This is a genomic window from Paenibacillus sp. FSL K6-2441, assembly GCF_037964765.1.
GTDB lineage: Bacteria > Bacillota > Bacilli > Paenibacillales > Paenibacillaceae > Fontibacillus > Fontibacillus phoenicis.
Map to the genome: position 1 here is coordinate 3,182,696 of NZ_CP150174.1, position 23,287 is coordinate 3,205,982.

At 55.5% G+C, this 23,287-nt stretch carries 22 protein-coding genes; 3 read left to right on the forward strand and 19 right to left on the reverse strand.

Annotation, left to right across the window (positions count from 1 at the left end):
- Positions 1 to 30: 30 nt before the first annotated feature.
- Entirely contained in the window at positions 31 to 1,395 is a 1,365-nt protein-coding gene (locus NSQ80_RS14650; protein WP_339299607.1) for a transcriptional regulator, read from the reverse strand.
- A 315-nt stretch (positions 1,396 to 1,710) separates the two neighbouring features.
- On the opposite strand from NSQ80_RS14650, the gene NSQ80_RS14655 reads away from it, so the two are divergent.
- Complete coding sequence (locus NSQ80_RS14655; protein ID WP_028537439.1) at positions 1,711 to 2,040, forward strand: helix-turn-helix transcriptional regulator; 330 nt, start codon at positions 1,711 to 1,713, stop codon at positions 2,038 to 2,040.
- 51 nt (positions 2,041 to 2,091) lie between these two features.
- On the opposite strand, the gene NSQ80_RS14660 is transcribed toward NSQ80_RS14655, so the two are convergent.
- The 16 genes from NSQ80_RS14660 to spoVAC form a co-directional block, all read right to left on the reverse strand.
- Entirely contained in the window at positions 2,092 to 2,742 is a 651-nt protein-coding gene (locus NSQ80_RS14660) for an SGNH/GDSL hydrolase family protein (RefSeq protein ID WP_009224179.1), read from the reverse strand.
- Positions 2,743 to 2,988: 246 nt separating this feature from the next.
- Complete coding sequence (locus NSQ80_RS14665) at positions 2,989 to 3,762, reverse strand: class I SAM-dependent methyltransferase (protein ID WP_339299610.1); 774 nt, start codon at positions 3,760 to 3,762, stop codon at positions 2,989 to 2,991.
- Positions 3,763 to 3,804: 42 nt separating this feature from the next.
- On the reverse strand, positions 3,805 to 4,722 hold the full coding sequence (locus NSQ80_RS14670; protein WP_339299612.1) for a S1-like domain-containing RNA-binding protein: 918 nt from the start codon (positions 4,720 to 4,722) through the stop codon (positions 3,805 to 3,807).
- Positions 4,719 to 5,066, reverse strand: a complete 348-nt coding sequence (gene rsfS, locus NSQ80_RS14675) for a ribosome silencing factor (RefSeq protein ID WP_009224182.1) — start codon at positions 5,064 to 5,066, stop codon at positions 4,719 to 4,721. The genes NSQ80_RS14670 and rsfS overlap by 4 nt, the downstream gene beginning before the upstream one ends.
- The gene (yqeK, locus tag NSQ80_RS14680) at positions 5,067 to 5,654 is read right to left on the reverse strand and encodes a bis(5'-nucleosyl)-tetraphosphatase (symmetrical) YqeK (RefSeq protein WP_009224183.1); all 588 of its coding nucleotides are present in this window, start codon (positions 5,652 to 5,654) and stop codon (positions 5,067 to 5,069) included.
- Positions 5,638 to 6,231 carry a nicotinate-nucleotide adenylyltransferase gene (locus NSQ80_RS14685; RefSeq protein WP_036644628.1) on the reverse strand — a complete coding sequence of 198 codons (594 nt, stop codon included), beginning with the start codon at positions 6,229 to 6,231 and terminating at the stop codon, positions 5,638 to 5,640. The genes yqeK and NSQ80_RS14685 overlap by 17 nt, the downstream gene beginning before the upstream one ends.
- A gap of 38 nt (positions 6,232 to 6,269) precedes the next feature.
- Positions 6,270 to 6,560, reverse strand: coding sequence for a ribosome assembly RNA-binding protein YhbY (gene yhbY / locus NSQ80_RS14690; RefSeq protein WP_009224185.1), 291 nt, complete (start codon positions 6,558 to 6,560; stop codon positions 6,270 to 6,272).
- Positions 6,561 to 6,605: 45 nt separating this feature from the next.
- Positions 6,606 to 7,511, reverse strand: a complete 906-nt coding sequence (gene aroE / locus NSQ80_RS14695; RefSeq protein ID WP_009224186.1) for a shikimate dehydrogenase — start codon at positions 7,509 to 7,511, stop codon at positions 6,606 to 6,608.
- Positions 7,512 to 7,803: 292 nt separating this feature from the next.
- Positions 7,804 to 8,931: a ribosome biogenesis GTPase YqeH gene (gene yqeH, locus NSQ80_RS14700; protein WP_009224187.1), complete on the reverse strand. Its 1,128-nt coding sequence runs from the start codon at positions 8,929 to 8,931 to the stop codon at positions 7,804 to 7,806.
- Positions 8,928 to 9,455 carry a YqeG family HAD IIIA-type phosphatase gene (locus NSQ80_RS14705; RefSeq protein WP_009224188.1) on the reverse strand — a complete coding sequence of 176 codons (528 nt, stop codon included), beginning with the start codon at positions 9,453 to 9,455 and terminating at the stop codon, positions 8,928 to 8,930. Before NSQ80_RS14705 ends, yqeH begins: the two co-directional genes overlap by 4 nt.
- Positions 9,456 to 9,591: 136 nt before the next feature.
- Positions 9,592 to 11,850, reverse strand: a complete 2,259-nt coding sequence (locus NSQ80_RS14710; protein WP_009224189.1) for a transglutaminase domain-containing protein — start codon at positions 11,848 to 11,850, stop codon at positions 9,592 to 9,594.
- Positions 11,847 to 13,121 carry a DUF58 domain-containing protein gene (locus tag NSQ80_RS14715; RefSeq protein ID WP_009224190.1) on the reverse strand — a complete coding sequence of 425 codons (1,275 nt, stop codon included), beginning with the start codon at positions 13,119 to 13,121 and terminating at the stop codon, positions 11,847 to 11,849. Before NSQ80_RS14715 ends, NSQ80_RS14710 begins: the two co-directional genes overlap by 4 nt.
- 3 nt (positions 13,122 to 13,124) lie before the next feature.
- Positions 13,125 to 14,081, reverse strand: a complete 957-nt coding sequence (locus tag NSQ80_RS14720; protein WP_009224191.1) for a MoxR family ATPase — start codon at positions 14,079 to 14,081, stop codon at positions 13,125 to 13,127.
- A 104-nt stretch (positions 14,082 to 14,185) separates the two neighbouring features.
- On the reverse strand, positions 14,186 to 14,536 hold the full coding sequence (gene spoVAE, locus NSQ80_RS14725; protein ID WP_009224192.1) for a stage V sporulation protein AE: 351 nt from the start codon (positions 14,534 to 14,536) through the stop codon (positions 14,186 to 14,188).
- Positions 14,533 to 15,555 (reverse strand): stage V sporulation protein AD, encoded by a 1,023-nt coding sequence (gene spoVAD, locus NSQ80_RS14730; protein ID WP_260071971.1) that lies wholly within the window; start codon positions 15,553 to 15,555, stop codon positions 14,533 to 14,535. Before spoVAD ends, spoVAE begins: the two co-directional genes overlap by 4 nt.
- 3 nt (positions 15,556 to 15,558) lie before the next feature.
- On the reverse strand, positions 15,559 to 16,065 hold the full coding sequence (spoVAC, locus tag NSQ80_RS14735; protein ID WP_016311365.1) for a stage V sporulation protein AC: 507 nt from the start codon (positions 16,063 to 16,065) through the stop codon (positions 15,559 to 15,561).
- A 509-nt stretch (positions 16,066 to 16,574) separates the two neighbouring features.
- Here spoVAC and NSQ80_RS14740 point away from each other — a divergent pair.
- Positions 16,575 to 17,648, forward strand: a complete 1,074-nt coding sequence (locus NSQ80_RS14740; protein WP_339299618.1) for a M42 family metallopeptidase — start codon at positions 16,575 to 16,577, stop codon at positions 17,646 to 17,648.
- A 64-nt stretch (positions 17,649 to 17,712) separates the two neighbouring features.
- Here the strand turns inward: NSQ80_RS14740 and NSQ80_RS14745 are convergent, their stop codons facing one another.
- Positions 17,713 to 19,743, reverse strand: a complete 2,031-nt coding sequence (locus NSQ80_RS14745) for a beta-galactosidase (RefSeq protein WP_339299620.1) — start codon at positions 19,741 to 19,743, stop codon at positions 17,713 to 17,715.
- Between the two features lie 128 nt (positions 19,744 to 19,871).
- Between NSQ80_RS14745 and NSQ80_RS14750 the strand changes: the two genes are divergently transcribed.
- Complete coding sequence (locus NSQ80_RS14750) at positions 19,872 to 20,705, forward strand: AraC family transcriptional regulator (protein WP_339299622.1); 834 nt, start codon at positions 19,872 to 19,874, stop codon at positions 20,703 to 20,705.
- A 144-nt stretch (positions 20,706 to 20,849) separates the two neighbouring features.
- Here the strand turns inward: NSQ80_RS14750 and NSQ80_RS14755 are convergent, their stop codons facing one another.
- Positions 20,850 to 23,249, reverse strand: a complete 2,400-nt coding sequence (locus NSQ80_RS14755; protein ID WP_339299624.1) for a glycoside hydrolase family 95 protein — start codon at positions 23,247 to 23,249, stop codon at positions 20,850 to 20,852.
- Positions 23,250 to 23,287 lie beyond the last annotated feature (38 nt).

Genomic DNA, 23,287 nt, shown 5'->3' on the forward strand with positions numbered 1-23,287 from the left:
GGCTCCTTTGGCAGTGGCTCCATCAACGGATTATACACTTTTCTTTAACTTGCTGATTAATTCCTCATATGTATCGATGACTTGCGGCGTTGCAAAGTTCCTGTATCGTTCGAATAGCTCTACATATTTAACCATGACAGCTCGGTGTGAATTGTTTAATTGATTGAACTGTTCCAAGCTTTTAAGTAAGTAACGAAACCCCTCCGGGTACTTACCTCGGCGGAGATCATAATCGGCTAATTCGATATAAAGTTGGGAGATCCGATCAAGAATAAACTGCGGGCTGTACATTCCCGTAGTCAAGGGCTGATGATCTAAAGCAGCCAAATCTTCTTTAAACCGTTCAAGGATATGTTCAATCGAGAAGTCATGCCGATTGGCGTTTTTAACCAGATTGAAGATCATGAGGATCTTGTCCGCTTGTCTGTTTTCGGAGTAGGTGACATATTCATCGAGTACCGTAATATCCCCGGAGGAAAGCCGGGTTATAAGAGCGTTTGCATAGGCCCATTCACGAAACAGGTTCCGCCAATGTAACGTTTCCGGATCGTTTTCCCGCACCCAACTTAGATCATGATAGCGTTGGATATAAAGTAAGGCTTGGTCATATTCCCCCCGCAAATTATGTACACTCCCAAGCAGCAAATAGGAATACGCCAAATAGTAAAACAAAGGTCTAGTTGTCTTTCGTTGCAAGATCTTTCGCTTCTGTTCCGAAAAGTAATACACTTTGGCCTTGTGCTCCAATCGTTGAGCAATACTCTCCACCCTATCCCATCGGTTTAAGGCACGATAGGTATTGGCCAGATCCCTTAACGCATCGAGTTGACTCGCTTCATCCAGTCGCTCAATATACGGTTCGAACTGGATCGCTGACTGATAGTTTTGATCCTGATTCGTCCCTTGACCGATCAGGAATAAACGATATTGGCAAAGGGCCAACCGTTCGGAGTGCTGCTTGCGCTCGGTCATCGCCACATTTTCGTATAAGATCCCCGCTGCTTCATATTCGCCCTTCTCGTACAATTCTTCGGCCAAATCAAATAAAAGTTGAGCATAAAGCGGGTTGTCCAGCAATAATCCAACGATTTCCCGAATGCGATCAAACTGGCCCAACTCCGCGCAGTTATGAATTAGTGGTTTTACTCTTCGCCAATCCGGATCCTTCTCGTGCAGATACTCGCTGATATAAGTCTTATAGAAATGGCCTCTCGGAAATCCCAGCACCATGGTGATCCGTTCTAATTGATCTACAGCCAGCGGACGGTTTCCGTTCAGAATGGAGCTTAACGTCCCTGGGTTCAGTTCAAGCTGCTTGGCCAATTGAGTGAGATTTAGCTGGTGTCGCACCATATATTCTTCTATTGCAGCGACAATAGTGGCACGCGGTTTCAAAGGAATCCCCCTCTATTTTGCAAAAAAAACTATTCATCCATGATTTTAGGGGATTATGTCTAATTCGAATAAAATGGAAATATCTGCAACCCTGATTTGTTCAAAAAGACCACTCCTCACAACCTTCAATATGAAAAAATCAACCATCCCAAAGGAATGGTTCAACTTTCTATTTTCAAAATAATATTCCACTCGAATTTTGTCAATAATATGCAATAAAGAACTTATGAATTCTTTTTGATAAAATATTGAACTTTGAATACTCTGCAGTTTGCCCCTCCGCTTGGACTAAACTTAATACGAGAGGTGGCCTCTATGGATGTAGCAAAGCAGGTCGGAAAAAATGTCAGATACTATCGCAAGCTCAAAGGGCTTACGCAGGAACAACTGGCCGAGTCGACGGAAACGTACGGTTCCTACATCGGACGGTTGGAACGCGGGGAGCAAAACGTTCAGCTCGAAACGCTGCATAAAATTGCGGATGCCCTGCAGATCAGCGTATATGCTCTATTTCGCAATCCAGGGTACGACGAGCTCCAGGACCAAACTTGGATTTGGCAGATCGTGCAGCTGCTGCAGGAACAGCCAGCCGAGGAACAAGCGCGTGCGTACCGTGTGCTGAAGGAAATGTTTCGTCAAAAATAAAAGGGTTTAAAACGGAATCGATCCGCTTTAAACCCTTTATTTATGTTCGTCTTAGTCCCACAATCCGCTGCGCTCCACGACCTCCAGCCACCGTTTGGCGATGACATCGTGGCCTGCAGCCGTCGGATGGACGCCGTCCCAGATCCAGTAAGCGGCCTCGGCTTTTTCCGTCGCCGCATCAAACGCATCCTGCAAAGGAACATGCACCGTACCAAACTCTTCAGCCAATTGACGAACGGTATCCTGGTACCGTTTGATCAGGCGCTCCCATTCGGTCCATTTTTCCGCCGTAGCTCCGGTTTTCAAAATAAACGGCTCGCATAACACCAGCTTGGTGTTCGGCAATACTTCCTTCGTCTCCTCCAGCAAGTGACGATACGCCCGTTCGAAACGATCCGTTGCCCCGCTAGGTTCGCCGCTCATTTGCCGCCAGGCGTCGTTAACGCCGATCAGCAGACTAATCACGTCCGGCTTCAGACTGATCGCATCCTCGTTCCATCTTGCGTAAAGGTCGGAGACCCGATCCCCGCTCACGCCCCGGTTAATGAATTTTGGCTGCAAATGCGCGTATTCATGACCTAGCTTCGCGGCGATGATGTAGGCATAGCTGTGGCCCAAAATATGATTCAAATCCGTGCCGCGATCCCGATTTCCGTCTGTAATGGAATCCCCCTGAAACAATACGGTCAACTGCTTTTTCATGCGTTTCCCCTCTTTCCTTCCATGATCTCCGTTTCCCATTATAGCTTTGAGAGACAGCGATCCTCCATGGAGAAATTAGTGCAAAAATACAGTTTTCTTCTCGAACTTTAGCCGATTTTTGATTAATCCGTACAAAACCTGCACGTTTACATTTATTTTGCGAATCAAGCGGATAATCCCCAATAAAATTGCACTTTTGCAGGTATTGCACTTAGGACAACGATGGGCAGCCACAGCCTGAGCCGTCTACTTCACCGCCACAAAAAAGAGCCTAGCCGCATCTTCTACCGCCTCGACCCACTCGAAATCAGCATAGATGTAGACCTCGCGGAAGCCGCAGCGCAGCAGCTCGCTTTTCATCCATGCCGGGTCGTACGCCCGCTGGATATGCGTCTCTTCGAACCGGCGGTACAATTCCGGTCCCTGCTCCTCTTCCCGGGCGAAGATCGTCAAATGATGCTCGATTTCGTTGCGATGCGCGTTTCGCTCGCAAGTCCAGATATACGACACACTCGGCTCGTCCCAAACAAACGGCTGCTCTTCCTCGTACCGGATCAACGTGTGGGGATGGTGCACATCAAACAGGAACGTCCCTCCGGGCTTCAGCCCTTCGTAGGTCCGGCGGAAGGTCCGAATGATGTCTTCTTCTTCCAGCAAATAGTTCAAGCAATCGCAAAAAGAAATGACGGCGTCGACCGGCTCCGGCACGGACCACTCCGTCATATCCTGCTGCACCCAGCGCACGCTGCCCTCGCGGAGTAACCGGGCGCCTTGGGGCGTGGTTTCCATTTTGCGGCGGGCCACCGCCAGCATGTCGGCGGACAAATCGATGCCGATTACCTCGAACCCGGCATTCACCAACGGAATTGTAATGCTGCCGGTCCCGCAACCGAGATCCACGACCGTCTTTGGCATTCCGTACCGTTCCCAAGCCGTGCGGGCAAACCGGATCCAGTCCGGGTAAGGCATGTCCTCCATCAATTCGTCGTACACGTAAGCAAATTTCCGATAAGATGCCATGGGCTTGCTTGTCACCGCCTTCTGTCTAGTTGCTGCTGTTGCTTAAGCTTCCGGCTGCCCGTGATCGTCCGTGCCGGCAACTGGAGACTGCACCAAATAGGTCCAGTTCTCTTTCTGGACAACCTTACCTTCCTTCATCAGCTTGCCGAGCGCCCGCTTGAACGCGGACTTGCTGATGGCAAACCGCTGCTTGATCAGGTCCGGCGGCGTCGCGTCGGAATACGGCATGCTTCCGCCCGGACGACTCTCCAAATACGCGAGAATGCGCTCCGCATCCTGGCCCATGCCGATTTCCTTGCGCGGCGCCATCGACAGGTTCACGCGCCCGTCCTCACGGATATGGGCCACCCGCACCTGGACGCGCTCGCCCAGGCGCAGCAAGCGGCTGCGTTCCGAGGCGTGGATCAAGCCAATCGCCCCGAACCCCAGCACGCCGCCTTGGACGACCACAAACGTCCCCATTTGCAGCGGCTTGTAGACGATGGCATCGAGCCATTGGTTTTTCCACGAGGTTGGAGCATGGAAAGCAAGGGGAGCCAGATCCTGCTCGCCAGCCAGCTTCGCTTTGAGACGGCCCTGCTTGTCGTGCTCCATGATGACGTACACCTGGTCGCCCACTTGCGGATGAAGCTCCTTCATCTCGGGCAGCTCACGGATCGGCAGCAGCAGCTGACGGCCCAACCCCATCTCCAGGAAGCAGCCGAGCCGCGGATGCACGTCAGCCACCTCAAGCAGCGCCAGCTCGCCTAGCGTGAGATACGGCTTCTTCATCGTGGCCGCCAAACGGTCCTCCGTATCGTAGAACAGAAACACCTCCACCGTTTCCCCCGGCTTCACCTGGCGTGTCAGCTCGGAGTAATGGAGCAGCACATCTTGCCCGCCTGCACTTAGAAAATACCCGTACGGCGATACCTCGCGATCGATCGGTAAAGAGACGATGGTTCCCGCGACCAGGCTCATACCGTCTCCACGACCTTGGCATCCGACCAAAGCCGCTCAATATTGTAATATTCGCGCTCATCGCGATGGAACACGTGCACGACAACGTCCCCCAGATCCATCAGCACCCAGCGGGCGGAATCCAAGCCTTCGATGCCTCGAATATTGGCGCCAACCTCATGCGCTCTTTTGCGAATCTCGGTGGCAATCGCCTGCACCTGCGTATCCGAGTTCCCGTGGCAGATCACAAAATAGTCCGCAATCAAGGAAATCCCTTTCAAGTCTAGCGCCACGATGTTCATTGCTTTTTTATCGTCTGCAGCTTGCACCGCCAAGTTCATCAATTCATTGGAACTAATCGCCATTCATTCAGCCTCCTTAGATTTTTGTCGGTTTACGATCAAATCGTTACGTGCTAATACCGTCAAAGGAAAGATCGGCTTCCCCTTCTCCAGTAAAAAAGATATCGTCGAGTCAAAGCCCGCGATCAGCGCATCCTCCAAACTTGTTTCCGCCAGCTCGCGAATCCTCTCCACGCCCGGGAACTCGCGCCCCGGCTCGATGTAATCTGCCAGACATACGATTTTGTCCAGCAGCGTCATGCCAACCCGGCCGGAGGTGTGGTAACGGATCGCGTCCAGCACCTCTTCATCCTCTATCCCGTAATCCCGCCTGGAGATGAATGCCCCGACCTCAGCATGCAGCAGCTGCTTGTCGTGATTCAGCAGCTCGGCGTTTAAACCGTTGTCGCGGATGACCGCTTCCTGCTCCTCAATCGGCCAAAACTTGGCCAAGTCATGCAGCAGAGCGGCTAAATCCGCTTTGACCGGATCGGCTCCATACCTCTTGGCCAGAATGACCGCGCTCTCCATCACGCCTTCAACATGCTTCCAGCGTTTGGCGGGCATCCCCGCCGAAACGGAGGCGATCAGTTCTTCACGGCTGTAACCCATACAATCCGCTCCTTGTCATATATTCATACACGGCATCCGGTACCATATATCTGACCGAACGTCCGGCGGATAAGCGGCTGCGGATCAGGCTCGAGGAAATATCAACAAGCGGCATCTCCGCAAGCTGCACCGCCTCCTGAATAAACGGAGGCAGCGCGTCCAGTTCCAGAAAGCTTCCGGGGCGCTGCAGCCCGATAAACGAAATCATCCCGGCCAAATCCTCAATCCCTTCCCATTTCGGAAGGTAATTCACCATATCGGCCCCGATAATAAAATAAAACTCCAGATCGGGATGCAGTGCACGCAGCTCCCGGATCGTATCCACCGTGTAGGACACGCCGCCGCGGCGCAGCTCGATATCCAGCGGCTTAAAGGCGGGATTGCTGTCTATCGCCGCCTCGACCATCTCCAGCCGCTGCTGGCCGCTCACGCCGGCCTGATGCTTATGCGGAGGGATATGGGAGGGCATGAACCAAACCTCTTCCAGATGGTATTGTTCTCTGGCCGCCTCCGCCGCCAACAGATGGCCGAGGTGTATCGGGTCAAACGCCCCGCCCATAATTCCGACTTTTTTCATGTTGCGTTGCCTCCAATAACCTTTGAATGCAGCTCGTTTCAAGGCAGCTCGATTTGCTTATATTCACGAGACTCCTTATATAAAATAATCGTCCGGCCGATCAGCTGTACCAGCTCAGCGCCGGCGCCTTGCGCCAGCTCCTCGGCGATTTCCTGCGGATCGTCCAGATTATTGTTCAGTACAGAGATTTTGATGAGCTCCCGGCGCTCCAGCGCTTCCGAGATTTGCTTAATCATATGCTCGTTGGTGCCGCCTTTGCCAACTTGAAAAATCGGCTGCAGCCCATGCGCTAAACTGCGCAGGTAACGTTTTTGTTTTCCTGTTAACATGTCGTATTCAAGACCCCTTAACATTCAATTATGCGACAACTTGCGTTATTGATTCATGCTCTCCAAGACCGCTGCCCGCATCGCACCCACCGGCGCAATCAGGCCAGTCCAACGTTCAAACGCGTAAGCGCCCTGGTAAATGAACATCCCCAGCCCGCTGTGAATCGTGCAGCCTTTCGCCTCAGCTTGCACCAGCAGCTCGGTCTTTAGCGGATTGTAGATCAGATCGCTGACCACGATCCCCTCCGGGATGAGCCGCGCATCCAACGGACAATCGCTCACGTGCGGATGCATGCCAACGGAGGTGGTGTTAATGATGAGGTCCACTTCCGGCAGCACCTCAGCCAGCTCATCCATGCCGCAGCCGGTTAAGCTGCCGAGCCCGGACCATTCGGCGGCCAGCTCCTGCGCTTTCTCCCCGGTGCGGTTGGCGATTGTCACCCGCCCCGGCTCCTCCTGCAGCAGCGCGTACACAATGCCCCGGGCTGCGCCGCCGCAGCCCAGCACCAGCACGCGTTTGCCCTTCAGCTCAGGGGCAGCCTCCTCCTTCAGCGAGCGGATATACCCGATACCATCGGTGTTGTACCCGGTGAGCACGCCGTCGTCGTTCACGATCGTGTTCACCGCCCCGATCAGCCGCGCGCTTTCGTCGATGTGGTCCAAGTAGTTCATCACTTCCACCTTATGCGGAACCGTGACATTGATGCCTCGGAACCCCAACGCGCGAATGCCCCGGATTGCTTCCTCCAACCGGTTCCCTTTGACGTGGAACGGCAGGTAAGCACCAGTAAGCCCGCACGCCTGCAAGGCGGCGGTGTGCATCACCGGCGATTTGGAATGCTGAATCGGATCGCCGATGACGCCGAGCAGCAGCGGTTGTCTAGCGCTTCCGTAGTCCCTTGCCTGTGTCTCTCCCCATTTTTCGTGATTCGCCTGCTCTCGCTCTCCCATCGGTTCTCCTCCCGCTCGCCGGACTTTCCGAATAATAAAGGTCCAAATGGGCCTTATTTACTCTAAAGTCCGTTTCTACTCAAAAATAGCGGTAAATTATGGCCTTATTCCACCTGAAAAACGCCGCAATCGCCCCTACTTCGGGCCACGCTCCAAAAATAACACCCATAATGACCGCTATTTTGCTCAATCCTTGCGTTTTCCATCAAATAGCGCCTTTTTTTACCCTTATCTGTGCTGCATGGCAAGACGCTAGCCAGCAAGGCCAGCCAGCGTCCACACCATCAAACCCTTAAATCAACGACGGCCGAACGAGCACCTTCACGCCTTTAGGCACATGCATCGCGACGACCGCACCCGCATCGTTGTTAATTTTGATCCAGCCTAAGCCGGAAATAAACACATCGCTCCGGCTGCCCTTCGGAATCCGGAATTCATGGCGCGTCCATTCCGGCAACGCTTCAATATGCTCCTTGCTCGGCGGTGACAGTAATTCCCCGGCATGTTCCGTGAACAACTCATCCGCCCGGGCAAGCTTCGTACGGTGAATCGGCACCCGGATGTTGACGAAACAAGTGAACGACTGGCGCTCCCCTTGAATGAAATCAAACCGGCCAAAGCCGCCAAAAAAGAGCGTCTGTCCCTCATTCAGCTGGTATACCGCCGGCTTAAGCGGCTTGTCCGGCATGATGACGCCCAAATCGGATGGGGCTACCAGCTCGCTGTAGCGGGACGGATACACAATCCCCGGCGTATCAATGATCGCCCGGCCGTCATCCAGCGGGATGTGCACCATGTCGAGCGTCGTGCCTGGATAACGCGAAACGGTCAACTCCTGATCCAGATCGCTGTAATCCCGAATCAACCGGTTGATCAGCGTTGATTTGCCAACATTCGTTGCGCCAACGACATACACGTCTCGATCGCCGCGCCGTGCCGCCACCGCATCCAGCAGCCGGTCGAAGCCGCTGTTTTGCTTGGCGCTGCACAGAACGACGTCTTCGATCTTCAGCCCCAAGTCCTTGGCTTCCTTCTGCACCCAGTTACGGACTTTGTTCCAGTTCGTTACTTTCGGCAGCAGGTCGGTCTTGTTTACCGCCAGCAGCACCGGATTGTTCCCAACAAACCGCTGCAAGCCAGTAATCACGCTGCCATGAAAATCGAACAGATCCACGATATGAATGACCAACGCTTCCTTACTGCCGATCTGCGACAGCAACCGCAGGAACTCGTCCTGCTCCACCGTAACGGATGAAGATTCATTATAGTTCTTGATCCGGAAACAGCGTTGGCATATCACCGGTTCTTTCGATAAAGCTTGCTCCGGGACGTACCCCGGCTTACTTGAATCCTGCGTTTGCAGCACAGCACCGCACCCGCTGCAACGAAGAGCGCCTTCTGCGCCCCGTACTTCCGTCATCTCCTCTTGTCCTCCTCGAGCCATAATCCAACCTTGCCCAGCCGCCGCTTCACGATTCGTTCCAGCATGCGATTAATTTTCGTGCCGAACCTTTCATCCTGAACGGAAATCGGGAGCACGAGCACAGTAAACAACCCTTGCCGGTTCCCGCCAAAGACGTCGGTCATCATTTGGTCGCCTACCACGATCGTCTCCTTCGGGCCAAGCCCCATCATTTCCATCGCTCGGTGAAAAGCTGCGCCGGACGGTTTTCTGGCTGCGTGCACAAACTCAATATTTAACGGGTTGGCGAATACCGACACCCGATCCAAATTATTGTTTGACACAATCACGAGTTTAAACCCGCATTTCTTCACTTTCTCAAACCATTCGATCAGTTCGGGAGTGGCCAGCGGCGCTTTGGCTCCGACCAGGGTGTTGTCGAGGTCGGTGATGATACCGCGGTAGCCTTGGGCATAGAGTCCTTCCAGATCGATATCGAATACGCTGTCCACGCGCATATTCGGTATAAACTTCTCAAACAAATACGTTCACCTCGGTTTCATACGACAAACTATACCATATTATTCCCCCGACATGCTTCTATTTTAAAAAAGAAAACGCCTCCCGCGCAAGCACGGGGGCGTTAACGTTGACAGAGTATATAAGTTTACGATCGGATCATTGACCAAGGGACCGTTTAGGGCCAGGCGGCCAAGCCTGCCTCCAACCGTGACCGCCAACCAATTTGGTTGCCTTTCGCGACAGCTCCCGCGCGGTGCGCCAATCGGCGGCAGCCGGACTCGGGCTGTACATCGCCTGCTCGTATAAGAGCAGCAACGGATCCAGCGCCTCCGCGAGCTGCGGTCGTTCAAGCTTCCAGCGCCCAAACGCTTCCCGCAGCGTTTCCTGGTCGCCGCGGGTGAAGCCTCTTCGCCGCATCCGTCTTACGAGTCGCAGCGTTTCGTAAATCGTCTTCTCCCCCGGCGTCAGCGGGCGGCCCAGCCGCAGCCGGAGCCAGAGGAAATACAACTCCGAGCGCAGTTGATATAAAGTCCAAAGCAATAAGACACTGACGGCCGAAACGAAAATCCGTTGCATGACCACCGGATCCAGCTTGGAGAAGAAGCTTTCTTCGGCTGCAACCACTTCCGTATCGGTGTTCGTATCCACCGTAAGCGTATCTTCGCTCTCCTCCGGCGCCTCCATAATCGGAGAGACGAAGCCCGGCGTCGCCTCAAACGGAATCCAGCCGTAATCGCCGAAATACAATTCCGCCCAAGAGTGGGCATCCGCATTGCTCACATTGTACGCTCGGCCCAGCTCCGGGTTGCGCATCATCATCTCGTCGCTTGGCTGACTGCCGGGAGCGTACCCTTTAACCCAACGTGCGGGGATGCCCAGCGAGCGGGCCATCACAACCATCGCCGTCGAATAGTAGTCGCAGTACCCCTGCCGGATTTCAAACAGGAAGCTGTCGACGAAATCGTCGCTGCGTCTGCGGGTCAAATCCGGCTTGTTCGTATATTCGTAGTTTTGCCGAAGGTATTGCTGCAACAAATCCATTTTCGCGTAGGGTGTCTCGCCTTCTGCGGTAATTTCCTCGGCCAGGTCTTTCACCCGCTGCGGCAGGTTGCTGGGGAGTTGCAAATATTCCTCCGGCGCACCTTCCGGATACAACGCATCGTAACTGACCTGCTCCAACTCCTTCAGTGGGATCAGCGGAATATTGGCAACCACCTTATATTTCCGCGGATAATCCGGCAAATCCCCGGGATCGCGGTAGCCGTTCCAGAACAGCTCCGCCTGTTTGCCGGCCCAGCGCATATCCGCCTGCTGGCGTTCGTCCAGCAATTCGATGCTTTCGATGGCATAACCGCCGAACAAGACCGGGTACACCTTATCGGTACTCATCGTCACGATCTGTTCTACCCGCATCGTTTCCACCTTGCCCGGCTGATCGTGCATGAGCGGGTCGGCGTCCGGTCCGCCGCGATAACGTTCCGTATCCCGGCCTTCCTGCTCCAGGTCAGCCCATCCCTTCCCTGAGTAGATGCGCCGGGTTTCACCGCGCCAATAAGATCTCACCGGCGTTTCGATGGACATAACCGGGCTGTAGCTGAATTCGAATCCGTCGCCTAGCGTTTTGTCATCGCGGCTGTAGCCGGAGACGACCTCCTCTTGTACGGCAGACGGGCTATCCCCCAACGCGCTGGTCAGGGCTGAGGGACCGCCGCCGCCTCCCCCGCTGCGCTTGATCCAAGCCGTATACGGATCGGTCAGCGTAGGCGACACCGACGGCATGCTGATTCCGATCAGCAGCACGCAGGCAAAGACGATAAAGATGTTCACGGCGATCTTAAACGGGCTTTGCCGCAACCGTTGCCAGCCATGCGGATATTTCCGGCGATACTCGTAGAAATGAGCGCTCACCAGCCAGCCGAGACCGGCGAATACAATCCAGGCTACGTTTTGCCATAAATAATAACGTGTAAAAGAGTCCAAAATCGTAAACGCAACCAGATGGACGGCCAAAAACGCCAAAATTCTCAGACGAGTCACGACCAGCCGCAGCGCCGCCTCAAGCAGCACCCAGGCGATTAAGGAAAACCAGATATACGGCGTAAAGGTTAACGCCATGCCGCGAATCTGATCGGGAAAAAACGGGCCAAACGGAACGTAAACCCCGTAACTGGTCAGGATGAACCTCCAAATCAACAGCAGCGCGATGATCTTGATCGTCCATTTCCACGCCGCCTGCACCGGAAGCAGCCATTCAATCAGAGCCATCATAATGATTGTGACCGTCACCAAAGTGGTCGTGACCGAAAACCACAGCGGCTCCGTAAAATCAATCCATTGCATGGCAATGATCACGATCCACAACAGGGTTAAGCTCTGATAAGACTTCGGAAGCTGAGAATTTGCCGTAAGTTTCACAGCTTCGCACCCCCCATCGCTGCGGGAAGCTCGCGCAGAGAGGAGACGTAAATGCCGCGAAGTCCCCGCTCCTGCAGGGTCGCCTGCCATGCGGAACGTTTAACGGTTTGATATGTGTTAGGCGCGCCTGCGGCCACAGCCTCATCCCCGATTTGGATATGATATGGGATCATCTGCCGCGATTTGGCTAACCTAAGCATAGCCAGCACCTTGTCGTCCGCCAGCGGACTGATTAGGATAAAGAACGCGCCCGGCTGAAACAAATCCGGCTTCGCTTCTAAGCGATCCTTGTAGTTGCCGAATCCGTCCGCATCGATATCTACGAGATGGTGCAGCATCTGCTGCCGCTCCAGATAACCTTCTGCCGGCGGGAAGTAACGGAGGGTCTTGCCCATGGTGCACAGCCCCATGCTGATCCGTTCTCTAGCCCCAAATTCCAGCAGCGACGCGGCCGTCGATACGGCCAATTCGAACTGCGGAGGGCGGAAATATCCGCTCGTATGGGCGTCCAGCACCAGAACCATTTTCGGCAGCGATTCATGCTCGAACTCCTTGGACTTCCAGGTCCCCGTCTTCGCGGTAGCGCTCCAATGAATCCGCGAAATCCGATCCCCGTACACATAATCGCGCACCCCGTTGATTTGAGTCGATTCCCGGCGCGACAGTGCAACGGCCGTCTCCGGACCGGCAAGACGCGAATTGCGGCTGTACAGCTCCCAGTGCGGAATAAACGCCGTTCGGGGAAGGATGCGAAACTCCCCGCCAGTCTGAAAGACGCTGGTATGCTCCATGAGACCAAAAATATCCTCAGCACTGCAATTCGTACCGGCAAATGCGTATTTCCCGCGCTCGAGGGGCGGCGTTTTGTACACCAGCTCGGATCGGGAGCTGAAATAAGGCACAATGCTGTCCTCGAACATCCAGCTGTCCCCGTTATGGCGCCGCAGCGTTTCCCTGACGACGATGTAAGGCAGCGGCAAAAATGCCGGAAGCTGCAGCTGCAGCTTCACCACCACCTGATCCCCGGCTTGAAGCAACCCGCCCCGTTCTCCAGAGAGCGAAAGCGTCCGCGAGCCCGTGATCCGTTTGACGCCGCCAAACCCTCCAATCGCCCAGTAGAAGCTCAGCACCGAAACCATCATAAATAACATCAGCGAGGTTTTCCCGCCTTGAAACAAGACATACAACAGGCAGACCAGCCAAACGGACGCCACCCTCCAGAACTTCCGGGAGGTGAGGCCCGCTTTAACGCCTTCAACCAGCGCGCGCATCGGTTACCGTCCTATGGCGACCGGTACGTGGACCTGCCGGAGAATTTGCTGCAGCACCTCGCTGACGTTCCGGTGCCCCAGGCGGGACTCGGGACGCAGCAGAATCCGGTGCTCCAGCACGAATGGCGCGAGCGTCTTAATATCGTCGGGCAGCACATAATCCCGCTCCTCCAGGAAAGCATAGGCCTTGGCTGCGGCCATAAAGGCGAGCGAAGCGCGCGGCGACGCGCCCAGCAACACTTCTTCATGCTCCCGTGTCCGGCGAACGATCTCCAGCAAGTAATCGGCAAGCGGTTCGCTGATATGCACGCGCTGAACCTCACGTTGGATGGCGGCAATCTCCTCCATCGTTGTAACCGATTCCAACTGATCTGCCGGCTGGCCTTGACTATGGGAGCGCAGCATCGCTTTCTCCGTGTCGGCGTCGGGATAACCGATCCCAATTTTCATCATAAAGCGGTCCAACTGAGCTTCCGGCAGCAGATAAGTGCCTTCAAAGTCAATCGGATTCTGCGTAGCGCAGAGCATAAAAGGATGAGGAAGCGGGTAGGTCACGCCATCGGCAGTGACGCTTCGCTCCTCCATGACTTCCAGCAAGGCGGATTGCGTCTTTGTAGTTGCCCGGTTGATTTCATCCGCCAGCAAAATATGCGTCATCACCGGACCTGGCCGGAATACGAAACGTTCTTCATGAGGATGGAAAACCGATACCCCCGTAATGTCGCTGGGCAAAATATCTGGATTACATTGTATCCGCCGGTAGTCTCCGCTCATCGACTTGGCCAGCGCCTTCACGAGCTGCGTCTTACCTGTACCGGGTACGTCCTCGATTAACACATGGCCGCCGGCCAGCAGCGCCGAAAGCAGCAGCTTGATTTCAAAAGACTTTCCTAAAATACACGACTCCAGGTTGTTCTTTACGGCGTTCAAAGTTTGCATCGATTGCTCATGTACGGGCACGCATTTTCCCTCCCAAATAAGACCTGTATATATCTACCTATTTTACATGAAGATAGATAGGGAGTACACTGTTCCCGCAAAAAGCAATGCGTTTTCCAAAAATTTTAACCTTTTGGCCGGGCAACAAGTGCCGCAAGGAAGGAGAAAATGATCGCCGCCGAGATCCCCGCACTAGTCACGTCGAAGATCCCGGTAATAACCCCGATCCAGCCGTCCCGCTGCAGTTCGGTTAATGCCCCGTGCACCAGCGAGTTGCCGAAGCTTGTAATCGGTACGGAAGCTCCCGCTCCGGCGAACTTCACCAGCGGGTCATACCAGCCAATCGCATCCATCACTGCACCGGCGACGACCAGCGAACTCATTGTGTGCGCCGGGGTGAGCTTTAGCACGTCAAACATCAGTTGGCCGATAACACAGATCAATCCGCCAACGACAAATGCCCAAAAAAATATCATTTTTCGTTAACCTCCTGTTCCAGGGCAACCGCGTGCGCGATGCAGGGAATGCTCTCGCCTTGCTGATAGGACAGCGGAGACAAGAGGGCACCCGTAGCAACGACCAGCACCCGGCCTAGTTCCCGGTTCTTTAATTTTCTTAGAATGTGGCCATAGGTGACGACGGCGGAACAGCCGCAGCCGCTGCCTCCGGCATTCACATACGTTTGTTTGTTACGGTCATAAATCATCAATCCGCAATCGTCAAATTTCGTTTTGTCCATCGAGACGCCGTCTTTTTCAAGTAAATCCTTGGCGATGGCATGTCCCACCGAAGCTAAGTCTCCGGTGACGATCAAATCATAATCCTCGGGCCCCCGGCCCGTATCGCGGAAGTGGGAAACCAGCGTATCCACAGCGGCCGGCGCCATGGCCGCTCCCATGTTAAACGGATCCTTAACACCGAGATCCTGGATCCGGCCGATCGTGGCATGGGTAATGCGCGGACCGCTCCCCTCCTTCGATACAACCGCACAGCCTGCGCCCGTAATCGTATATTGGGCGGTGGCCGGTTTTTGCGAACCGTATTCGGTTGGATAGCGGAACTGCTTCTCCACAGTACAGTTATGGCTGGCCGTACCGGCCATCACATATTTTGCCCCGCCGGCGTCAGCCAGAAATGCGGCTAAGGCAAGACTCTCCATGGAGGTCGAGCAGGCACCGAACACCCCAAGATACGGAGCCGCAATCGTCCGGGCCGCAAACGTCGCGGTAATAATCTGGTTCATCAAATCGCCGCTGATGAAGAAGGACAGATCCTCCCGGTTAATGCCGGCATGGACCAAGGCAAGGGACCCAGCGTGCTCCAACAGCTTGCGCTCCGCTCTTTCCCACGTCTTCTCGTCAATCTCCAAATTGTCGTAGACGAAATCAAACGTGTGGGACAACGGCCCCTCCCCTTCTTCAGGCCCTACAACGGTCGCCGCTCCGATAACGGCCGGCTTGGAGCGAAATTCCCAGGTTTGCGCGCCGATCAGCATCGGTTAATGCACTCCTCCCAAGCCGAAGATCACATGAATCACGCCTACAATAAAAGCGGCTACAACGCCAAACACGATCACCGACCCCGCCAGCTTAAACATATTGGCCCCTACGCCGAGAACAAGCCCCTCCGCTCGGGATTCAATGGCTGAGGAGCACATGGAGTTGGCAAACCCTGTCACAGGTACAGCCGTGCCGGCTCCAGCCCATTGGGCGATTTTGTCGTACACGCCAAACGAGGTCAGTACAACGGAGATGAAAATCAGGACCGCGACCGTAGGACTCGCTGCTTCCCGCGCGGACATGTCGGCAAAAGTCATAAACAGCTGTTGGATACATTGGCCAATAAAGCAGATGAACCCGCCGACCAGAAACGCCCTTACGCAGTTGCGCAAAACGTTGGTTTTCGGCTTATGCTGGTCGGCAACCTGCTGGTACTCTTCCTCCGTCAGCAGCAGGTTGTTCAGCTTCACCCGAGCTCCCGGCTTGTTTTTCGCTTTTGCAGGCAAACGGCATTCCTCCTTATTTTCCTAACTTGCACGGTATACTCATTATTTGTCATCCGGCGGCTTGTTATGTTTGGAAAATGATCCATGGATTTCGGCTTCAAACTGCTCAATTACAACACAAAGAAGCCCGCAGGAATCAAGTTCCGGCGGACTTGCATCAGGTGGGGCAAGGGAATTGCATCCTGTTATTATAAATATAGAAGGACGATCACTAACAGGATAAAGAGCAGACAGATCACCAGCCAATCCTTGGCATACCGTTCCATTAAGCTTAGCCTCCTCATTCGCCCATCGACTGCTGCTTCTGCAGTATATGCTGCGCTCGGATGGCGGGTGCTCGCCAGAGTTACGACAGCACAAGAAATCCGGGCAATCCAATCGCCATGGACAATCGAAAAAAGGTAGTTCATACTAGGGTAGGAAGGTTATCTGAGATGGATTCTAAGATATCTAGATGCTGTAAATCGGGCCTTTGGAACCCGTATCTTTAGAAAAAGGAGAAGCAAGCAATGAATGAAAAAACGCGCGAGCTATTTAAAGAACTGACGGAGTTTCCAGCGGCTCCTGGATTTGAACGAGAACTGCGGGCCCTCGTCAAACAGAAAATGTCGGCCTACACGCAGGAATTCGTGCAGGATAACCTTGGCGGGCTGTTCGGGGTCTTGCGCGGAGATGAGCAAGGACCTCGGGTGATGGTGGCCGGGCATTTCGACGAAGTGGGCTTCATGACCACCGGGATCAGCGACAACGGAATGGTGTCGTTCCAACCGCTGGGGGGCTGGTGGAGCCAGGCCGTATTGGCCCAACGCCTGCAGATCATTACGCCGAACGGCCCCATCGTCGGCGTAGTGGGATCGATCCCAACCCACCTGCTGGATGAGGCGCAGCGTAACAAGCCGGTAGACCTCAAATCGATGTACTTGGATATCGGCGCGGACAGCCGTGAGGAAGCCGAAGCCGCAGGGGTGCAGATCGGCCAGCAAATCGTACCGATTTGCAAGTTCACCCCTCTCGTCAATCCGAAGAAAATTATGGCGAAAGCCTGGGATAACCGCTATGGCGTTGGTTTGGCCATTGAGCTGCTTGAAGCGCTGCACGGAGAGAAGCTGCCGAATGTACTGTATGCCGGGGCGAATGTGCAGGAAGAAGTGGGCCTTAGAGGGGCTCGGACGGCAGCGAACCTCATTAAGCCGGACATCTTCTTCGCTTTGGATGCCAGCGCCGCCAACGATATGACCGGCGACAAAAAAGCGTTTGGCCGGCTGGGCGAAGGCGCGCTGCTGCGCATCCTCGACCCAACGATGATCACTCATCGCGGCTTGGTCGAATATATCCGTGATACGGCAGATACGCACAAGATTAAGTACCAATATTTCGTGTCGCCGGGCGGCACGGATGCCGGACAAGTGCATCTCAGCGGCACCGGCGTCCCGTCGAGCGTGATCGGCATTTGCTCCCGCTACATCCACACGTCCTCCTCGATCATCCACACGGATGATTACGCTGCAGCGAAGGAGCTGTTGATCCGCCTCGTGCGCGGACTGGATCGGACTACGCTGAACACAATTTTGGAGAACAGCTGAACCTCTCCGATTTGCAAAAACCGCAAGGCCTGACTTAAACGGCCTTGCGGTTTTTTTATGGTCTTTATTTTTTCCCTTCCAAAATGACAACGCCTCGGCCAGAGACTTGAACCGTCCCCGATACTTCCGTTTGCGCCAACAGGTCCTTATAAGCTTCGGACCCAATCTCCACCTCGGCGGCCCCTTCGTTATGGTTCAGCAGGAACAAGAAAGCTTTCCCATCCTTCACGCGGCGTGCTACTTCAACGCCTTCTGGCGCATCCAGCAGCGGCTGGATCCCTTTCTCCTCGCAGAGGTTCTTCAGGAATCCTTGCAAGAAGGCGGCGTCCGGGCTGCTTGCCACATAATACGCGCGACCTTTGCCGAACGAGTTGACCGTCACAACCGGCATCCCCTGATAGAAATCGGAGCCATATTCCGCCAGCACTTCCGCGCCTTCGGCGTGAATTAAATCGCACAAGAGGCCGCATTCGTATTGCCCGGACAATGCACCCCAAGCTTCTTTCATCACGATTTGGTTCGTGCGGCCTGGCAGCAAGGCATCGATTTCCTCTGCCCAAATGCCTAGTACAGAGCGCAGCTCGCCTGGATAACCGCCAAGCGTCACCAGATCGTTCTCGTTCACGATGCCACTGAAGAAGGTGGTGACAAACGTACCTCCGCCGGCTACGAACTCCTCCACTTTTTTCGCAAAGCCCGGCTTCACCATATACATCACCGGGGCAATCAGGATTTCGTATTTGCTGAAATCCTCCTCCACTGACACCATGTCGCTCTCTACATGCATTTGGAACAACGTATCGTAATATTTGTGCACTTCATTGACGTAGTTTAAGGCTACGGATGGGCCGCTGGAAAGCTCGATCGCCCAACGGTTCTCCCAGTCATAGACGATGCCGATCTTGGCTTCCGTCCGCGCATCCAACAGCGTATCGCCCAGTTGATCTAGCTCTCGGCCCAGCTCCGCTACTTCACGGAAGACCCGGGTGTGCTCGTGGCCCACGTGCTCAATAACCGCCCCATGGTATTTCTCGCACGCCCCAATCGAGCGGCGCAGCTGGAAGAACATCACCGTGTCGGCGCCGCGAGCTACGGCCTGATAGCTCCAAAGGCGCATCACGCCAGGGCGCTTCAGCGAGTTGTACGGCTGCCAGTTTTGCTGGCTTGGCGTCTGTTCCATCAGCATAAACGGAGCGCCGCTCTTCAACCCGCGCATCAAGTCATGAGCCATCGCCGTGAAGCTGACCGGCGTATCCAAGGACGGGTAGTTATCCCAAGAAACAATGTCCATAGATTTCGCCCATTTAAAGTAATCCAGCTCCGGATAAAAGCCCATCAAGTTGGTGGTTACCGGTACGTTAGGCGTATGCTTCTTGATTTCGTCGTATTCCAGCTTGTAGCACTCCAGCAGCGAATCGGACTGGAAGCGCCGGTAATCCAGCGAAATTCCTTGGAAGTTCGTGCGGTTGCCCCCCCATTCCTCACTGAGTTCGTTAGGCACCACAATCTCTTCCCAATCATAAAACGTGTGGCCCCAGAATCGCGTATTCCATACCCGGTTGAGCTCATCCAGCGTTTTGTAACGTTCCCGCAGCCAGACGCGGAAGGCCGCCGCACAGTTGTCGCAATAGCAGTAGCCGCCGTATTCATTGGACACGTGCCAGATTAACAGCCCCGGATGATCCTTGTATCGTTCTGCCAGCTTGCCGGCCAGACGGGCAGCGTATTTGCGATAGGTCGGCGAATTGGGGCAAGAGTTATGACGTCCGCCAAACCGGCGTTTCCGTCCCTGCACGTCAACGCGCAGCACGTCCGGATATTTGCGAGCCATCCACGCCGGGTGAGCCCCGGTGCTGGTCGCCAGGCAGACATACACGCCGCTTTTGTACAAGCGGTCAATCGTTTCGTCCAATTGTGCAAAGTCATACGTTTCCTCGCTTGGTTGAATCAGCGCCCAGGAAAAAACGTTGACCGTCGCCACATCAATCCCAGCCAGATTAAACATCCGCTCGTCCTCTTTCCAGACGTCTGGTCCCCACTGCTCTGGATTGTAGTCGCCGCCGTACCAAATCTTCGGCAGTTTCTCGTTGATCACCATATCCACATCCTTTTGCGATATATAACTTCTAAGTCCATTGTAAGGTTGAAATTTCCCGCTTTATATATAATAATTTCGAATTGTAATATAATAATATGGATCAAACTTAGGAGGCAATTCGCACGATGAGTTCACGGGCCTTTACCCGTTTTGTTTTTTCCCCGGCTGCCACACCGAATCTTCCCTTGCTCCTCGAAAGCGTCGGCTATAATCCAAATCAGGAAAAAATCGTCCGCCCGGACGGCTACCCTTATTACCATTGGCTGCATACCGCCGAGGGCGAGGGAGAGCTAACGTTCGGCAGCGGTACGTTCCTGCTTCAGCCAGGTAGCGGGATGCTGTTGCCGCCAGGTATGCCTCACGCTTATCAGGCCAAGCGGAGCTCGACATGGGAGACCTATTACCTCACCTTTGGCGGAGCGGCTGCCGGATCGATATTGGCTGCGTTTGGCATCCGGGAGGCCGTCCTGTTCCGCTGGGAACCGGAGGCCCCCATATCCCCGTTGCTCGGCCACTTGCTGAACCGGCTGGACAGCATTCAGGACCCGTTTGGCCTGGAGACCTCAACCGAGGTGTACCGGTTCCTCGCTGTCCTGAGCCAATTCGGCCAAGTAAGCAGCAGCGCTGTCCCGCGAATCATGGAGAAGCTGGGACCGTTGCTCGCCTGGATGGAGCGGGAATACGGCAATCCTAACGTGGGGCTGGATACGTTGGCGGAAGTAGCCGGAATGTCCGGGCGACATCTCAGCAAGCTGTTCCAGCAATCATTTGGCATCGCCCCGTACAGTTACCTCACGCAAATGCGCATCCATAAGGCGAAGGAGCATCTGGCCAGCGAACCCGGCGTCACCGTCGCTGCGATCGCCGGCAAAACGGGCTTTCGCGATGCCAGCCACTTCGTCGCCACGTTCCGCAAGCACACAGGCATGACGCCCCAGCAGTTCCGCAGGCTGCATTAGGGAACGTTCAAGTCCGGGGCGGTACGGCGCATTCGTCTAACAAAGCCTAACCCAAAAGGGGAGGGCTTTTTTTCGTGGAAAACTGCACTTTTGCATTCATTTGACGCCGAGCGCCCCCCCGCGAGAAATTCGGGGCTTTTCCTTCTAGCCTACGAGGTACGTCGCCCCCGCCTCCGTCAGGAAGCTTTCGCCTTCCTGCACGGTGCGGCCGTCCGGCAAGCGGACGGTCAGGCCCTGCAGCCCGCGCAGGGTACAGTGGCTGCCGGACGTTGACGTGATGCGGGCCGACGTTAAGCGGCCGTTCTCCCACGTCATGTCGACGGTGAACCCGCCGCGGGCCCTTAGGCCGCTGGCCTGCCCGCTCGTCCAGGCCGCAGGCAGGGCCGGAAGCAGATCGATGCCGCCCATATGGCTTTGCAGCAGCATCTCGGCGATGCCGGCTGCCCCGCCAAAGTTACCGTCGATCTGGAACGGCGGATGATCGTCGAACAGGTTCGGATAAGTGGAACGTGACAGCAGCGTGTTCACGAACCGATGAGCGGTTTCCCCGTCGCCCAGCCGGGCATATAGGTTGATCAGCCATGCGCAGCTCCAACCAGTATGGCCTCCGCCATTCTGGTTGCGCGCCTCCAGCGTGCGGCGGACGGCTTCTGCCAGCTCCGGCGTCTGCCGCACCGTGATCGCATTGCCCGGGTAGAAGCCAACCAAGTGTGACACATGCCGATGTCCCGGCTCGGCTTCTGCAAACGGCTCGCTCCACTCCTGCAGCCGGCCGTCCGGGCCGATCTGCGGTTCAGCCATACGCGTGAGCGTATCGGCCAGCTCTTGTCGCCACGCCTCGTCAACCTTAAGAATTTCTGCGGCCCGAATCGTATGCTCCAACAGTTCACGGATCAAGAACAGATCCATCGTACTGCCCGCAGACACGCTGCAAGGCTCACCGCCATCCGGTGTCAGGAACTTGTTCTCCGGTGAAGTTGATGGGGCTGTAACCAGCTGTCCGTCCGGTCCGGGCACCAGCCAATCCTGGCAGAACTCGGCGGCTCCCTTCATCAGCGGATACGCCGTCTCCCGCAGAAACTGCTCGTCCAGCCCAAATTCGTAATGCTCCCATAAATGGCGGCACAGCCACACGCCGCCCATCGGCCAGAACGCCCAGCTGGCCTCGCCGTCCGATGGCGTGGATTGGCGCCATAAATCCACATTGTGATGAGCGACCCAGCCCCGGGCGCCGTAATGAATCCGCGCCGTTCGGGCTCCGGTTACGCTAAGATCACGGATCAGCTCGAACAACGGCTCATGGCAATCGGCCAGCCCCGCCACCTCTGCGTGCCAATAATTCATTTGCGTATTGATGTTGGTCGTATACCCGCAGTTCCACGGCGGCTGCACATGCGGATTCCAGATGCCCTGCAGATGAGCAGCCTCCGTCCCCGGCCGGGAGCTGGCCATCAGCAAATATCGGCCGTAGTGAAAATACAACGACTCCAGCCCAAGGTCCGACTCTCCGCGGCGATAAGCCTCAAGCCGCTCGTCGGTCGGACGGGCTGCCCGCTCGGCGGCCTCCTCCGCGCGGCCCAGCCGCAGCTCAACGCGGCCGAACAGCCGGCGGTGATCCGCCTCATGGCGCTGACGCAGCTGCTCATAGCCAAGCGCTGCGGCCGCATCCAGCGCCGCCTGGCATCGCTCCGCCGGGTCGATGCCGCCGCTTCCCGGCGCCTGATCATAGCCGGCGTAATCCGTGGCGGCTGCCAGCAGCAGCGTCACCGCCTTCGCCCCGCTCACCGTCAGCCGGCCTGAGGCATCTGCCTGCACCGTGCCGCCGCCCTCCGGCAGCGCCAAGAGCTGGGCCTCAAAGGTGAGGCCCAAGCCGTCCTCGTATAAGACCGACTGCGGATGGTCCCCGCGATAATTGTCGGCAATATGGCTGGGGGCCTGGCCTCTCATGCAGATCCGTGCCGTTTCCGCCGGCCCGCCGAAGGCTTGATGCCGAAGAAGTGAGTCCAACGAAGCGGCCATATTCACAGGTTCACTCCCCAGCGCCGTAATGCGGAGAACCATCACCTGATCAACCGCACTGATGAATACCTCGCGGCGATATTCCGCCCCCCCGATCCGATAAGTCGTCGTTGCGATCCCGGTCGCCAGATCCAATTCCCGTCGGAATCCCTGCAGCTCATTCCCATCGGCCTCCGTCGCCGAATCTCCCTGCTCTAGCCACAAATCCCCAAGCGGCTGGTAGGATTCCGTGCGTCGGCCTAGCATTTTCGCATCGATCAGTTTCTCGGCCTCTTTGTATTTGCCGGCGAAGATCAGTTCCCGGGCCGGTCCAAGGTGACGCAGCGCATCGTAGTTTTGCGGGTCCCGGGGGAATCCCGACCATAACGTATCTTCATTCAGCGCAATCCGCTCGCGATGAATCCCGCCGAAGACCATCCCGCCGATTCGCCCGTTTCCAACGGGAAGAGCTTCCTCCCAGCGAGAAGCGGGGCGATCATACCATAGCTTCCACTCCGTTTGCTCCGAATAGTTCAGTTTCCTCATCCTCCTGAATGATGTATATAATGGCTAACTGGCGCAAA

What these genes read in the sequence shown, in the direction of transcription:
- NSQ80_RS14655 (WP_028537439.1), top strand. Translation starts at nt 1,711, where the DNA reads ATGGATGTAGCAAAGCAGGTCGGAAAAAATGTCAGATACTATCGCAAG.
- NSQ80_RS14660 (WP_009224179.1), bottom strand. Translation starts at nt 2,742, where the DNA reads ATGAAAAAGCAGTTGACCGTATTGTTTCAGGGGGATTCCATTACAGAC.
- NSQ80_RS14665 (WP_339299610.1), bottom strand. Translation starts at nt 3,762, where the DNA reads ATGGCATCTTATCGGAAATTTGCTTACGTGTACGACGAATTGATGGAG.
- NSQ80_RS14670 (WP_339299612.1), bottom strand. Translation starts at nt 4,722, where the DNA reads ATGAGCCTGGTCGCGGGAACCATCGTCTCTTTACCGATCGATCGCGAG.
- rsfS (WP_009224182.1), bottom strand. Translation starts at nt 5,066, where the DNA reads ATGGCGATTAGTTCCAATGAATTGATGAACTTGGCGGTGCAAGCTGCA.
- yqeK (WP_009224183.1), bottom strand. Translation starts at nt 5,654, where the DNA reads ATGGGTTACAGCCGTGAAGAACTGATCGCCTCCGTTTCGGCGGGGATG.
- NSQ80_RS14685 (WP_036644628.1), bottom strand. Translation starts at nt 6,231, where the DNA reads ATGAAAAAAGTCGGAATTATGGGCGGGGCGTTTGACCCGATACACCTC.
- yhbY (WP_009224185.1), bottom strand. Translation starts at nt 6,560, where the DNA reads ATGTTAACAGGAAAACAAAAACGTTACCTGCGCAGTTTAGCGCATGGG.
- aroE (WP_009224186.1), bottom strand. Translation starts at nt 7,511, where the DNA reads ATGGGAGAGCGAGAGCAGGCGAATCACGAAAAATGGGGAGAGACACAG.
- yqeH (WP_009224187.1), bottom strand. Translation starts at nt 8,931, where the DNA reads ATGACGGAAGTACGGGGCGCAGAAGGCGCTCTTCGTTGCAGCGGGTGC.
- NSQ80_RS14715 (WP_009224190.1), bottom strand. Translation starts at nt 13,121, where the DNA reads ATGCGCGCGCTGGTTGAAGGCGTTAAAGCGGGCCTCACCTCCCGGAAG.
- spoVAE (WP_009224192.1), bottom strand. Translation starts at nt 14,536, where the DNA reads ATGATATTTTTTTGGGCATTTGTCGTTGGCGGATTGATCTGTGTTATC.
- spoVAD (WP_260071971.1), bottom strand. Translation starts at nt 15,555, where the DNA reads ATGCTGATCGGCGCGCAAACCTGGGAATTTCGCTCCAAGCCGGCCGTT.
- NSQ80_RS14740 (WP_339299618.1), top strand. Translation starts at nt 16,575, where the DNA reads ATGAATGAAAAAACGCGCGAGCTATTTAAAGAACTGACGGAGTTTCCA.
- NSQ80_RS14750 (WP_339299622.1), top strand. Translation starts at nt 19,872, where the DNA reads ATGAGTTCACGGGCCTTTACCCGTTTTGTTTTTTCCCCGGCTGCCACA.
- NSQ80_RS14755 (WP_339299624.1), bottom strand. Translation starts at nt 23,249, where the DNA reads ATGAGGAAACTGAACTATTCGGAGCAAACGGAGTGGAAGCTATGGTAT.